We start from the raw sequence: 13,168 nt of genomic DNA on the forward strand, positions 1-13,168 counted from the left end.
TCGAAATGGGTTCAGTTATCTTCGAAAATTTCAATATATCGATTATCCGACAAAAAAATGGTATTTTTAACCATTTTTATAAATCGTCCAAAAAGGGAACAACACATAAATTATAATACTATTAGTAAAAGACCCCGAATCACGCGTGATTCGGGGTCTTTTATGTCCTAGTTTTACAATTTTCAGTCTACTCATTTTAGAAAATAAGCTCAAGATTTTGACAAAACATTCACAAAAAATTCACATTTCAGACAAAAATCAATTGGTGCATAAGCCTTCCTTTAGTTCATCTGCAGACCTTTCCCACATCTCTCTATCATGGTTTTGAAGGAAGCCGCGGAGAATATCCTTTGACCGGTTATCCATTGTGTCGACCATAATTTTGCGCTTCATTGATTTGTCCATTTTATTTACATGCTCTGGCAATGATTTATAACCTCTTCTCGCTTCTCGGTTTACTGTCATGTAACATGCTGTAACACCTGCATAATAAGGCCCTTCCTGCTTTCGATCAATCGTGACCCAAACAAGCCAATAAGGTTTTGCACCTTCTGGTACATCATCCTTGTTCGGAAGGAATTTTATCCCCTTTTCAACAACACTTCTTGCATGCATCGCACCAATGTCAACAAACGCTTCCCCATCCTCAATATCTACGAAAACTGGTGAAATGTTATCAAGACTTAGCGCCCCTACTCCAAATCCGCCATGACCATCTGTGGGGTCATTTTTAATAATATTAAATCCTATATTCTTTTTCTTTTTTTCTTGATCCATAATCCTTTCCTCCTCCTTACTTAAAGCAATGGTTGAAGAATCAAATAAAAAATATTCATTACAGTCTCTCTGCCTGAATTAAAAATCGGCTGAATAATGTACCTATCAAGCGGGGTAATAACGATAATTAGAAACAGGATAATTCCATAACTCTCATATTGAGTCATTTTAGCACGAACGTTTCTTGGAACCAAATCTTCAATAATCCTATAGCCATCAAGCGGAGGAAATGGCAATAGGTTAAAAAGAAATAGAATAATATTCAAATTGATGAAGATCGTAAAAAATTGCTCTACTTGGTCACTTAAGCCAGCCTGTATCAACCCTGTATTGGCTAACAGGTAAAAAATTAGAGTAGCCAAAAACGCTAAAATCAAATTACTAACCGGACCTGCAACAGAAACTAACACTCCAGCAATCCGGGGATTTTTAAAAAAGTACCGATTTACAGGCACCGGCCTTGCCCATCCAAAACCTGCTATGAATATGAGCAATGTACCAAAAGGATCTAAATGGGATATCGGGTTTAACGTAAGCCGCCCTTGATTTTTTGCGGTCTGATCTCCAAATTTATAAGCAACAAAAGCATGCGCAAACTCATGAGCCGTAAAAGCAAAAATCAACGTAATTACGACATACGGAATTGTCTCTAACGGAAAGGCTAAAAAATTGGCTGAAAAATTCTCCACACTTATTCTCCTTCATCTATACATTTCTTACTTCTACAGCGGGCGCTAAGATTCTCACTTCGGGATCACAGCTAGTAAATAACCTCTTTGAAACATCCAGAAAGGTTTCACTTTATTTAATCTTTATGCAAATGATAACAACTTCAGTATACTATAAATGAAGTGAGATGACCTACCTGAAAGGAGCAAGGAATATGCCATACGTAACAGTCAAAATGCTTGAAGGAAGAAGTGAAGAACAAAAGAAAGCCCTCGTTGAGAAGGTGACAGCAGCTGTTTCAGAAACGACAGGTGCACCTTCAGAAAAAATTGCTGTATTTATTGAAGAAATGTCAAAAAATCACTACGCACTAGGCGGAAAACGTCTAAGTGACGAATAAACTGATTTTTTTGGGTGCCAGGCACCAAAGTTACACTTTGGTGCCTGGCACCTTCTTTTATTTATCCTTCGAGACTTTTGTCACTCCTTGGGTAAAGAACGTTCCTCCGATTGCCTTTATTTCACATCTTTTTACCCTTCAAAAGCCACAGCATTAGAAAAGAGCTTTATGTAAAACCTCTACTTTTTTCCTATTTTCAGAAAGATGACAATAAATTATAGGCTATAAAAAAGTTTTTATCAATTCTATTCTTTTACATTTTTCCAATCTATAATCTTCTTAATTCTATAATTTTTTTCAAGGGGGAAAAACTAGTTGAAAAAGGGCTTATTATGTATGGTTGCTTTTATTTTGGTTTTGGTAAGTGCTTTGCCTGCATTTGCTGCAGTAAAGGAAGAAGAGCTTCAAAGCTATCTAGATGAGATCGGATTAGAGAGAGAAGAATTTATTGAAATTCTTACTGCCTATGATTACTCATTGGAAGATTTTGAATCATTTGAGGATCTAGAGTTTTTACTAGGTGGAGTAGTAACAGAAGAATCTGTTAACGAACTTCTTGAAATCTATGAAATGACTAGGGAAGAATTAACAGAATTATTAATAGAATATGGGGCAATGGAGAAAGAAGATCAGATTGAGGATGTATTTTTCTTTAATTTTGAAATTGAAGAATATATCTGGTTATCCTATGAAGAATCTGAAGAAGAGTATGAAGATACAGAAGAAATAGTTGATATAGAGGAAATCGATCAATTGTTTACTGAACTTGGGCTAACAGAAGAAGAATTGGACAGGCTCTTTAATCATTTAATAGATGTCTATGATCGCAACCCTTCATTCGATGCCCAACTTGAAGAGCTTTCTAATAGAATGCTACAATTTGAAGAATTTGAATCTGTTGATGATTTAACCGCTGAACAAATAGCAGAAATGCTTTCTATATTAACGGAAATGCAAAAACTGCTTGAAGTAAAAACGGTTTTCCATTTAGAAAAAGACGGTAACAAAACAGAAATTGGCCTCGAGTCTTTGCTTCGATTAACCAACTTAGATGGTTCTAAATTATTGGTATCTGTTTACGACCTTAGCGGCAATTTTTTATTAGACTTTCATTTAACACCTGAGATGGTAGGCTCGGACCTAATCGAAAATACTGCTAACGATGTGAAAGAAACAAACGAAGTTGTAGAGGAAGTTGTGGAAAAAATCGAAAAATTGACATCTCCGTCAAAAAGCCCTAAAACTGTGAAGGGTGCAAGAATGCCTGAAACGGCTGGATATTATGGAGAAGGTCTTGCAGCAGGTGCCGTATTGATTTTAGCAGGTGTCTTCCTTTTTAGAAGAAAGGCAGCATAATATATGCTTAAACGCTCTAAAAAGTTTCGGAAGAAAAAGCGCCGAGGACTTCTAACAGGAAGCATTGCCATTCTATTAATTGTCAGCGGCATCCTCTTGTTAGGTTCAAACAGCTTTAAACTATTAAAAGGGTATGTTCTTTTTAAAACGAGCCAGGTGGCTGAATCGGAAGAGAGCAGGCACGAGACAAGAAATACCGAGCTTAAGATTAAAACTGCCAAGTTTGAGAAGGATGCGGAACCTCTGTTAAATGATACCAAGAATTATAACAAATCACCGGCTATTGGAGATGAGATGGGCCAACTTTACATACCAAAGCTGGATGCGACCTTGCCGATTTTTCATGGAACAAATGAGGATGAGCTTGAGAAGGGTGTTGGCCATTTTGCCGGCTCTGTCTTACCAGGTGAAAAGGATAACTCCGTCTTATCAGGCCATCGGGATACCGTCTTTCGTAAGCTTGGGGAAGTCGGGAAAGAAGACTTACTTGTCGTCACAACAGGAACTGGAACCTTTACTTACAAAGTCCGAAAGGTCCGGATTGTCGATGAGGATGACAGGACCGTCATTGTTCCAACTCCAAAAGCGACATTAACTGTCACAACATGCTATCCTTTTGATTTTATCGGGTCAGCACCCGAACGTTATGTGCTTGTAGCTGATTTAATTAAGAAAAGCTGAAGCGTCTTGAACAGCCCTGACAAGCACAAGACGAGCCTTCCAAAAAGGAAGTCTTTTCCTTTTTGGGAGGATTGGCTTGTGACCTCAGGCGGGCTAGGCGCTGGAGCTGTAGCTGGAAATGGATAACATTCTTTACTACATTAATACTTTATTTAACTTAAACATACATTCCTTCCCTAATAAAAAAAGAACAGCATAAATGAAAGGCTCCTCCTGTTATTGGACGAGCCTCTTTACATGCTCATACGCAACTATTGCTTCACACTATATTCCTTTTCTTTTCCATTTTCAAATGTCACCTTCAAATTGAAATTTTTGTAGCCTTCTTTAAGGCTGAAGGCTGACTCAACTTCGTTAATGGCCTTCTCATCAGGCGTGTCCTCTAAGAAGGTCAGATTTTCAAGCTTTGACCTTATCTCTTTTACTGCTTCATCACCTTCGAGCTTCTGGTCATTTATAGTATCCTCAATCTCTGCCTCCTCGCCTGTTTCCAGCCCTTCATATTCTGCTTTATAGCTTTGTTCGTTCTCGTACATCACATCTAGATCAAATTCTTGAAAACGAAGGGAATAGGTATCGGCCTTGTCCTTTTTATTGTCCCCTTCTCCTTCTCCTGTTTCTTCAGCTGTATCCTCAGGCGTATTCTCTTCTAGTGCTGCATCCTCATAATCCTCGGTATTATTTCCATTTAGATTACAGCCAGATAAAACGAGGAGACTACAGAAGCACAAAGCATAAAAAAACGGAATTGCTATCTTCATAGCTTTTAGACCACCTCTTCTGAACTTGTTTACTATCGTTTTACCCTTTTAATAGTAAAAAAAACGTAAAGGGTGCCTGGCACCCTTTACGTTAATTGGTGCCTGGCACCCCTTTTAGTTTTAGTTTTTCTATATAGTGATAAGCGTCTTCAACTTCTTCGTCAGTGTAGCGCTGCTTACTTTTAAGCGTGAATACTTTTTCTTTTACTTCTTCTTTTTCCAAATCATCAAAAAATAGAACGGTAGAGACAAGCTCCAGAAAACGGGAAGTCTGGCTGTTTAAGTCTTCCATGAAAGGCTTTAAAGGCGGCATGTCCAATTCATAGTGAGAAAGGAATTGTTCCCCTGATTCAGTTAAAAAATAACGATATTGAAAATATCCGCCTTTCTTTTCTTTTAATTCCTCTACAAACCCTAGATTACATAGTTCTTCTACTCTTAAGGTTAGTTCCTCTGAATAAGGACCGTAGAAGTGAAAATCGTATTTTTCGTAAAATGGAAAATTTGTTTTCTTTGCAATATAAATCATTTTTTGAAGCTTTTTCCGACCAATGATTTCTTTAGATGCTGAAAACACCTTCATCAATTTCGCGTGTTCCTGTAGCACACCCCGTCATCTCCTATCTCTTTAATTTTGCCATTATTTTATCTATTTATTTATGTATGTTAAGCAGCTCAATAATCTTTTTCTTAGCGCTCTTTCTTGATGACATGTCCTCAATAAGATCCATAGGAAAATATAACTTGTGGTCTGTTCTTCTTTTCCCTGAAATTGCATCAACGATTTCCGATTCCCTTGACAGTTCCCGCAGGTCACCATTTGGCAGCTGAAGATGAATAGGTAATCTCTCTTCTTCCTCCCCAGGACGATAAAAGTCATATGGTAAATCTGAAGAAGAATCAACTACCAGATAATAATCAGGATCAATCCCCGCCTTTTTAAACAGTGTTCTTAGTTCAAGTAATTTCATCATTTCTTCATTTGCAGGATGAAACTCTATATACTTAAACAGGTTTCGGTTTAAGAAGCGGCGGCATAAATCACTTAATATTTTATCCTCTTCTTCCTGCCATGTTTGAAAATAATAGAGAATAATGGATTCGTCCAATTTTAAATAGTCTTGTAACGTCGCTTCTTCTTTAAATATTGAATAAAAGTGAACAGGATTTTGCTTAAATGTGTAATCATCCTGATGGAGCTGTTTTGCCCGATGCAAGATCTTCGTTAAAATAACCTCTGCACTTCTTGTAACAGGATGAAAGTATACCTGCCAATACATTTGATATCGGCTCATAATATAATCTTCTACAGCATGCATACCACTTTGTTTAATGACAACCTGATCCTCTCTCGGTCGCATAACACGGAGGATCCGTTCCATATCAAAATGACCGTAGCTAACTCCAGTAAAATAGGCATCCCGTTGCAGGTAATCCATTCTGTCGGCATCAATTTGACTTGAGATCAGGCTGACAACTTGTTTATTAGAGTAGGTTTTGGCGATGACCTCTGCTACTTGCTTTGGAAAATCAATCCCTATTCTTTGCAAAACAGCATTCACTTCTGTCTCACCTAAAATGATGGCTCTTGTAAAGTCTTCATGATCTAAATGGAAAACTTTTTCGAAAGAGTGAGAAAAAGGGCCGTGTCCTAAATCGTGAAGGAGAGCTGCACATAAACTGACCATTCTTTCTTTTTCATTCCACTCTGAACGGCCTTTAAACACATCATCCACGATTCGTCTGACAATCTCATATACACCTAGTGAATGATTGAAACGACTGTGTTCCGCTCCATGAAATGTTAAATAAGTTGTCCCAAGCTGACGAATGCGGCGGAGTCTTTGGAATTCACTCGTACCAATTAAATCCCATATCAACTTGTCACGAACATGTATATAACGGTGTACAGGATCTTTAAACACTTTTTCTTCCGATAATTTTTCATTGTACTGAGCCATCGTATATCCTCTTTTAATTGTGACATGATATTCTAATTGAACTTTTCCTTTCATTATATCGACTTTAACTTATCAATAAAAGCCAAAATTTTCTAATTTTTTAAGTCCCACACTTGAAATCCTAGTATGATAGGCTTAATTTAAACAAAGAAAAATCACCAGGACAAATTTCTTCCTGGCGATTTTATTCCGCTCTTAATACGAAGTAAAATCCACTATAATCCTTTAGCTGAATCGAAGAAAAAAGTGGGTTTCACTGCCTGCAAGGTCCTAAAAAATTAACACAGACAAAGATTTCCTGATGTCTTCGTCCGCGGGATCTACTTCCTATGGGTAGAAAATCCTACTGATGGAAAATTTATTTTACTTGGTTAATTTCTTATTAATTTTCTCGATCAACTCATCTTCATTAGGAGCTGATAATGGACGATTATTGACAAAAGCAAAAGATTTCTTTCTGCCAGGTCCGCAATACGATTGGCAGCCGATATCGACCTTTGCATCAGGGTCAATTTTCTCTAAGCGTGGCAACAAAGTTTTTATATTTGTTGCTTGGCAATCATCACACACTCGAAATTCGTTGGCCACTGCCTAACAACCCTTTCTAATTTAAACTTTATATGATTGGCTTAAAAACCTTATAGCATTTTACATTTAGGAGTTCTTTTTTAAGAGAGTTTGCTGTTAGTATTTAGGAGACAATGTCCCATATATCAATTATTACCTCTAGTTTGTTAAAGTTTGCATAACTATCTGCATTTGATAAACACTAAAGGGTATTTTACATGGATTGCAACGCCATTGCAAGTCACAGTTCTTAGGAAGGAATAACATAAAGCCAATGGAAATAAGTTCTTTTGTAGTTTACCAGAATAAGAAAAGGCTGTTTCTCCTAGTACATTCTACATTTCATCCCGCTTTTTCAAAAAACTACTATCCTGCTAAGTAATTTGTATAAAAGTCTCCCTATCTGGACAAAATTGTAATAAGTTTCATCACTTATTATTACGTTTTTAAGGGAGTTGAGGAAAAAGATGAAGCAAAGACAAGATGCTTGGTCTGAGGAAAATGATTTATTACTAGCTGAAACAGTATTACGGCATGTCCGTGAAGGCAGCACACAGTTGAATGCATTTGAAGAAGTAGGGGACAAGCTGAATCGAACATCAGCAGCCTGCGGTTTTAGATGGAATGCGGTTGTAAGGCACAATTACGAGAAAGCGCTTCAACTAGCAAAGAAACAACGAAAGCAACGCATGCGTGCAATGGGCACAGGACAGCCTGCTAAAAAGAAATTACTGTATTCTCCACCTGAAACTGGGCTAGTCATTGATCATGAATTAGAAGATTTAGAGATGCCTATCGCAGAAGCCTATGAACAGCCGGAGCGTGAGGTTCCAGTAAGCCAACATGAGATAAATGAGCCAGTAGGCCAGGTTGTTAAAGAGACGGTTATGCCAAACCCACAAATTGAGCAAAGCGAACTGACACTTGAGAAGGTCATTAACTTTTTAAAATCTTATAAAGGGAACACCACACATATTAGTGTACTATCACAAGAAAACTCGCGAATCAAACGAGAAAACGAAGAGCTTATGAAGAGAAACAAAGAGTTAGAGAAACAAGTAACGAAATTAGAAGAACAAACAGTGACAGTACAAGAAGACTATGAAACATTAATGAAGATTATGAACAGGGCAAGAAAGCTTGTGCTGTTTGAAGAAGAAGACCGTTCTGCAACCTCCTTTAAAATGGACCGCAACGGAAATCTGGAAAAGCTTGCAGAATAATTCGGCAAAGTACTATTCTCTTTTTTAGTGCCAGACCCCTGAATTTTAGGAGTCTGGCACTTTCTAATTAGCTCTTTTATAAATGTCAATAGGTGAGATTGCTGCACCTCACCCCAAAGATTCAAGATATGATAGATTTTGTTGCAGATAGAAATAAAGTTTATGAAAAGCAGCCTAATATTTTATGTGGACAGCCCAAACACTTTCTCATTCCGATCGACCATCCGCTGTAAATTCGCTGTAAATAATTCTAGTTCTTCCGCTGTTAATTGAGAAGAATAAATCTTTTCACTAAAGCTTTTTAACGTAATTAACAGCTTCAGCATTACATCCTGTACAGATAATTCACAATCCAGCAGTTCACTAAGGGATGCCATTGTATGGGGCTTAATCTGCGGATAGGAAAACTTTGTTCGTTCTCCTTTTAAAGCAATATCATAAAATTTTCTGATAAGCTCGGCACGCTCTGACCCGCTTTTATTTATGCACAGGTAAATTTGCACAGCTACTCCACCTCTTAGCCTGCGCTGAGAAATCCCTGCAAATTTCTTTTCATTTATACTTAAATCATAGCTCCCGGGGCAATATGAGCCAACAATTTCCTTTGCCTCAATCTTTACATCATTTTCTTTAAAAAGCTCTTTCATCAAATCCCACATCGCATCATACCCGCGGTTAATATCAATACCTTTTTCTGTTTCAGAAAAAATTAACGAAAGATTTAACACCCCTTCATCCAAAACCACAGCTAACCCGCCTGAATTTCTCACAATAACTCGATATCCCTGCTCACGCAGAAAAGCAGTACCTTCACTTAAAAAAGGCAGCTTTGTATCTTGTATGCCAAGAACAATTGTATCGTGATGGACCCACGATCTCGCAACCGCTTGAGACAATCCCTTCCCAACTGTTGAACAAAGGGTATCATCTATTGCAAAAGAATGTTTTGCTTCAAAATGAGGGCCTAAACCCGATTGATCAATAATTCGCCAAGCAGGCTGTGTTAATAAAGTAACAGATGATTGCAGCATCATAACTTTCTCCTTCTACATTCGTACAAACGATCTTATTATACCATAAGAGATTGAGAAAGCAGAATGGGCAGCAAATAACCCGCCACAATCTTCTTTATCGGTTCGGCTAATTCAGCGGTACATCCAGCAAATGTAGAAAATCTGGCTAATTAAATGCTTATCCAGTTAATCTAAGTGTCAATTCGGCCAATTTATTAGGTGTTTTGACCTTTTTAATTATTACCATATATTTCTATTCGAATTAATTCGATCATCTCACAATTAATTCAACCAATTCATCAATTTTACTGACCAACCAACATAGTATTGCCCTGTCATTTTTTTGCACCCCACGCCTGGAGCTAGACACTAAAACAAATTACAAAAAACTAATTTTTCTTATTCCAACAAAAAAAGAGGCATCTATTCGTTCATAGAATACCTCCTCTTCTTTAATTTTTACAGCGCTTGTGCACCTGTAATTAGTGCTAATTTGTATACGTCTTCGGCATTACATCCTCGGGATAGGTCGTTTACCGGCATGTTTAAGCCTTGCAGAATTGGTCCGACTGCTTCGAAGTTACCTAAGCGCTGAGCGATTTTATATCCGATGTTGCCTGCTTCTAAGCTTGGGAATACAAATACGTTTGCATCACCTTTAATTTCAGAGCCCGGAGCTTTCTTTTCAGCAACAGATGGAACAAATGCTGCATCGAATTGAAACTCTCCGTCTAAAGTAAGCTCTGGTGCTTTTTCTTTTGCAATCGTCACAGCTTGCTCCACTTTTTCAGTTTCTGGAGACTTTGCAGATCCTTTTGTAGAAAAGCTTAACATGGCAACTCTTGGCTCAATATTAAACATTTTCGCTGTATTAGCACTTTCCACGGCAATTTCAGCTAAATCCTGGCTGTCAGGAGAAATATTAATCGCACAGTCAGCAAAAACATACTTTTCATCTCCGCGTACCATAATGAAGACTCCTGATGTTTTCTTAATGCCTTCCTTTGTCTTAATGATTTGAAGAGCAGGACGGACTGTATCTGCTGTAGAGTGAGCCGCTCCGCTAACTAGGCCATGAGCTTTTCCTGTATAAACAAGCATAGTCCCAAAATAGTTCTCATCTAATAGAATCTTTCTTGCTTGTTCTTCTGTTGCTTTACCCTTGCGGCGTTCTACAAAGGATTGAACAAGGTCTTCAAACCCTTCATAGTTTTGTGGATCAAAGACCTCCACTCGATCTAATGTCAGGTTGAATTCTTCTGCTTTTTTCTTTACTTCTTCTTTATTTCCAATGACAATCGGGGTAAGAATCCCCTCGCCAGCTAACCGGTTAGCCGCTGTTAAAACTCGCTCATCTAAACCCTCCGGAAAAACAAGCTTTACATCATGACTGGAAACTTTATCTTTTAATACTGAAAATAAATCAGACACAAAATAACCTCCTTAAGTTATGTACAAAAACTAATCTCTATTTAGAATACTCCTCTTGTCATCGAATTTAAACAAGGTTCTTTCTATCAAACGCTTTCAAGATAAATTCATTTTTTTCTAAAAAGAATGACAATTCAATTGGTTTTTTATTATGAACCAATTATTCTTTAATCATGATGTTCAAGTTTTATTCAATTATTATAAGGATAAACTATGTTATAGTTTAGATATACATATAACGCTGTAATCTTTTTACGGGAGTGAAAAAAATGAGCGAAGAAAAACGTACAAATGAAGCTGCTCAAACATTAGACGGCTGGTACTCTTTACATGATTTTCGTGCCATGGACTGGACTTCTTGGAAGCTGTTAAGCAGTGATGAGCGTCAAGCTGCTATACACGAATTTTTAGGACTTATTGAAAAATGGGGCATCGCAGAAACAGAAGAAAGAGGAAGCCAGGCGTTTTATTCAATTGTGGGCCAAAAAGCTGATTTCATGCTTATGATCTTACGGCCTACCATGGAAGAATTAAATGAAATTGAAACAGAATTTAACAAATCAAAGCTTGCTGAGTATACAATTCCGACTTTCTCTTATGTATCTGTTGTGGAATTAGGAAATTATATTCCTGGTGATGAAGACCCTTATCAAAATCCTCATGTGCGTTCACGCTTATATCCAACATTACCAAAAGCTAAACATGTGTGCTTTTATCCAATGGACAAGCGCCGCGCGGCCGGCGACAACTGGTATATGCTTCCGATGGAGGAACGCCGAAGCTTAATGCGCAGTCATGGAATGATTGGACGGCAGTATGCTGGAAAGGTAAAACAAATTATTACCGGCTCTGTTGGCTTTGATGATTATGAATGGGGCGTTACCCTTTTTGCTGATGATGTTTTGCAATTCAAAAAGCTTATTTATGAAATGCGTTTTGATGAAGTAAGTGCCCGCTACGGAGAGTTTGGTACGTTCTTTGTCGGAAACATTATGCCTCCTGAAAAAGTGTATTCATTCTTGCATGTGTAGGTTGTTTATAAATAAGTAGTCAATAGTATGATTTTTAAGCCTCTGTCTAAATAGATAGAGGCTTTTTGTCATATCTTTTTTCCCCCTTACATACGCTTGAAAGAGGCCAAAGGTTTTTAAAAAATTGTCCATTTTTTCGTTGCACAAGCATTTACTTATATTCACTTACATAAGTGAAGCTTTTTAAAAGACTTATTTTCTTCTGAATTTCAGGTTGAAGCAATTCTTGTGTAATGAAAAGGCAGGTGAAAAAATGGCAGTTATTAAACATACCGAAGAAGATGTGAAGCTTTTAGCCCGTCTATTACGTGCTGAAGCAGAAGGTGATGGAAAATTAGGAATGCTGATGGTAGGAAATACGGGTGTAAACCGAGTAAGAGCTGCTTGTTTGGATTTTAAAGATATTACAACAATTCGAAAAATGGTATAGAGTCCTGGCGGGTTTGAAGCAACTCAAAAAAGTTATTTTTATCAGCGAGCACGATCAGATGAAATTGACCTCGCGCGAAAAGTTATTGCTGGAAAACGGTATCACCCTGCTGAATACTCCTTATGGTTTTTCAAACCGCCTGGGGCATGTCCTGGGCAGTGGTATAACCAAAGTAATTCAGGGCGCTTCAAATCACATTGTTTCTATATTCCTACACAATCTGATTGTCCTGGTGTTTATTCTTAAAAAAGGGAGGAAATTAAAGTGAAGTCTGCAAACAATCAACATCAGCAAGTTAATCCATATGGTTATGAGATACAAGGGTATCCACAGCCATATATTTATGGGTACCAGCGCCAACAACAGCCGCAGCAATATGGCACCTATCAGACCCAAACGCCTACTCAAACACAACAAGGCCAGCAAGGTATGCAAGTCCCGCCTATGCCGTCAGCTCCATCACCTGCCCAAGACATACCAGGGATGCTGCCATTACAAGAATCCTATATAGAGAACATACTTCGCTTAAACCGCGGCAAGGTAGCAACCGTTTATATGACATTTGAAAACAACAAAGAGTGGAACGCAAAAGTCTTCAAAGGGGCTATTGAAGCAGCAGGACGCGATCACATTATCTTAAGTGATCCAAAAACTGGAAAGAGATATCTCCTTCTCATGGTCTATCTTGACTACATCACATTCGACGAAGAAATCAACTACGAATATCCATACGACATGGCGACCTATTCACCCAGATAACAAGTGAGGGTGCCAGGCACCAAATTTCAATTTGGTGCCTGGCACCCTCCCCTATTTTAAAGGATTTACCTCGGAGAACAGAGAAACTTCGCTCAGAAATTCTAATATT

Annotated in this window: 14 protein-coding genes and 1 pseudogene; 7 read left to right on the forward strand and 8 right to left on the reverse strand. The window is 37.9% G+C overall.

The features are described from left to right. Nucleotides 1–258: 258 nt before the first annotated feature. Nucleotides 259–777, reverse strand: a complete 519-nt coding sequence (locus tag IC621_RS05650) for a YwhD family protein (protein ID WP_191156614.1) — start codon at nucleotides 775–777, stop codon at nucleotides 259–261. A gap of 20 nt (nucleotides 778–797) precedes the next feature. After that, the gene (locus IC621_RS05655) at nucleotides 798–1,466 is read right to left on the reverse strand and encodes a site-2 protease family protein (RefSeq protein ID WP_191156616.1); all 669 of its coding nucleotides are present in this window, start codon (nucleotides 1,464–1,466) and stop codon (nucleotides 798–800) included. Between the two features lie 194 nt (nucleotides 1,467–1,660). Here IC621_RS05655 and IC621_RS05660 point away from each other — a divergent pair, with 194 nt between their 5' ends. From IC621_RS05660 to IC621_RS05670, 3 genes are all read left to right on the forward strand, one after another. Continuing rightward, on the forward strand, nucleotides 1,661–1,846 hold the full coding sequence (locus tag IC621_RS05660; RefSeq protein ID WP_224752336.1) for a 2-hydroxymuconate tautomerase: 186 nt from the start codon (nucleotides 1,661–1,663) through the stop codon (nucleotides 1,844–1,846). A gap of 315 nt (nucleotides 1,847–2,161) precedes the next feature. Further along, the gene (locus IC621_RS05665) at nucleotides 2,162–3,202 is read left to right on the forward strand and encodes a processed acidic surface protein (protein ID WP_191156620.1); all 1,041 of its coding nucleotides are present in this window, start codon (nucleotides 2,162–2,164) and stop codon (nucleotides 3,200–3,202) included. A gap of 3 nt (nucleotides 3,203–3,205) precedes the next feature. Continuing rightward, nucleotides 3,206–3,883, forward strand: coding sequence for a class D sortase (locus tag IC621_RS05670; RefSeq protein ID WP_191156622.1), 678 nt, complete (start codon nucleotides 3,206–3,208; stop codon nucleotides 3,881–3,883). 251 nt (nucleotides 3,884–4,134) lie between these two features. Here the strand turns inward: IC621_RS05670 and IC621_RS05675 are convergent, their stop codons facing one another. The 4 genes from IC621_RS05675 to IC621_RS05690 form a co-directional block, all read right to left on the reverse strand. Further along, nucleotides 4,135–4,644: a YusW family protein gene (locus tag IC621_RS05675; protein WP_191156624.1), complete on the reverse strand. Its 510-nt coding sequence runs from the start codon at nucleotides 4,642–4,644 to the stop codon at nucleotides 4,135–4,137. Between the two features lie 91 nt (nucleotides 4,645–4,735). Continuing rightward, the gene (locus IC621_RS05680) at nucleotides 4,736–5,251 is read right to left on the reverse strand and encodes a YwgA family protein (RefSeq protein WP_191156626.1); all 516 of its coding nucleotides are present in this window, start codon (nucleotides 5,249–5,251) and stop codon (nucleotides 4,736–4,738) included. A 46-nt stretch (nucleotides 5,252–5,297) separates the two neighbouring features. After that, nucleotides 5,298–6,605 carry an HD domain-containing protein gene (locus tag IC621_RS05685; protein WP_191156628.1) on the reverse strand — a complete coding sequence of 436 codons (1,308 nt, stop codon included), beginning with the start codon at nucleotides 6,603–6,605 and terminating at the stop codon, nucleotides 5,298–5,300. Nucleotides 6,606–6,968: 363 nt separating this feature from the next. After that, nucleotides 6,969–7,193 carry a DUF1450 domain-containing protein gene (locus IC621_RS05690; RefSeq protein WP_191156630.1) on the reverse strand — a complete coding sequence of 75 codons (225 nt, stop codon included), beginning with the start codon at nucleotides 7,191–7,193 and terminating at the stop codon, nucleotides 6,969–6,971. Nucleotides 7,194–7,639: 446 nt separating this feature from the next. Between IC621_RS05690 and IC621_RS05695 the strand changes: the two genes are divergently transcribed. Then, complete coding sequence (locus IC621_RS05695) at nucleotides 7,640–8,395, forward strand: RsfA family transcriptional regulator (RefSeq protein WP_191156632.1); 756 nt, start codon at nucleotides 7,640–7,642, stop codon at nucleotides 8,393–8,395. Nucleotides 8,396–8,577: 182 nt separating this feature from the next. Here the strand turns inward: IC621_RS05695 and IC621_RS05700 are convergent, their stop codons facing one another. Both IC621_RS05700 and pta read right to left on the reverse strand, forming a co-directional pair. Further along, nucleotides 8,578–9,426 carry a biotin/lipoate A/B protein ligase family protein gene (locus IC621_RS05700; protein WP_396652984.1) on the reverse strand — a complete coding sequence of 283 codons (849 nt, stop codon included), beginning with the start codon at nucleotides 9,424–9,426 and terminating at the stop codon, nucleotides 8,578–8,580. Between the two features lie 441 nt (nucleotides 9,427–9,867). Continuing rightward, nucleotides 9,868–10,839 carry a phosphate acetyltransferase gene (pta, locus tag IC621_RS05705; protein WP_191156634.1) on the reverse strand — a complete coding sequence of 324 codons (972 nt, stop codon included), beginning with the start codon at nucleotides 10,837–10,839 and terminating at the stop codon, nucleotides 9,868–9,870. Between the two features lie 269 nt (nucleotides 10,840–11,108). Here pta and hemQ point away from each other — a divergent pair, with 269 nt between their 5' ends. From hemQ to gerQ, 3 genes and pseudogenes are all read left to right on the forward strand, one after another. Next, the gene (gene hemQ, locus IC621_RS05710) at nucleotides 11,109–11,870 is read left to right on the forward strand and encodes a hydrogen peroxide-dependent heme synthase (RefSeq protein ID WP_191156635.1); all 762 of its coding nucleotides are present in this window, start codon (nucleotides 11,109–11,111) and stop codon (nucleotides 11,868–11,870) included. A 253-nt stretch (nucleotides 11,871–12,123) separates the two neighbouring features. Next, a pseudogene (locus IC621_RS05715) lies at nucleotides 12,124–12,546 on the forward strand (cell wall hydrolase). 18 nt (nucleotides 12,547–12,564) lie between these two features. Then, a complete protein-coding gene (gerQ, locus tag IC621_RS05720) occupies nucleotides 12,565–13,059 on the forward strand; it encodes a spore coat protein GerQ (RefSeq protein ID WP_191156637.1) in 495 nt (164 codons plus the stop codon). Nucleotides 13,060–13,168 lie beyond the last annotated feature (109 nt).

The sequence above is a fragment of the Metabacillus arenae genome, assembly GCF_014773385.1.
Classification (GTDB): domain Bacteria; phylum Bacillota; class Bacilli; order Bacillales; family Bacillaceae; genus Metabacillus_D; species Metabacillus_D arenae.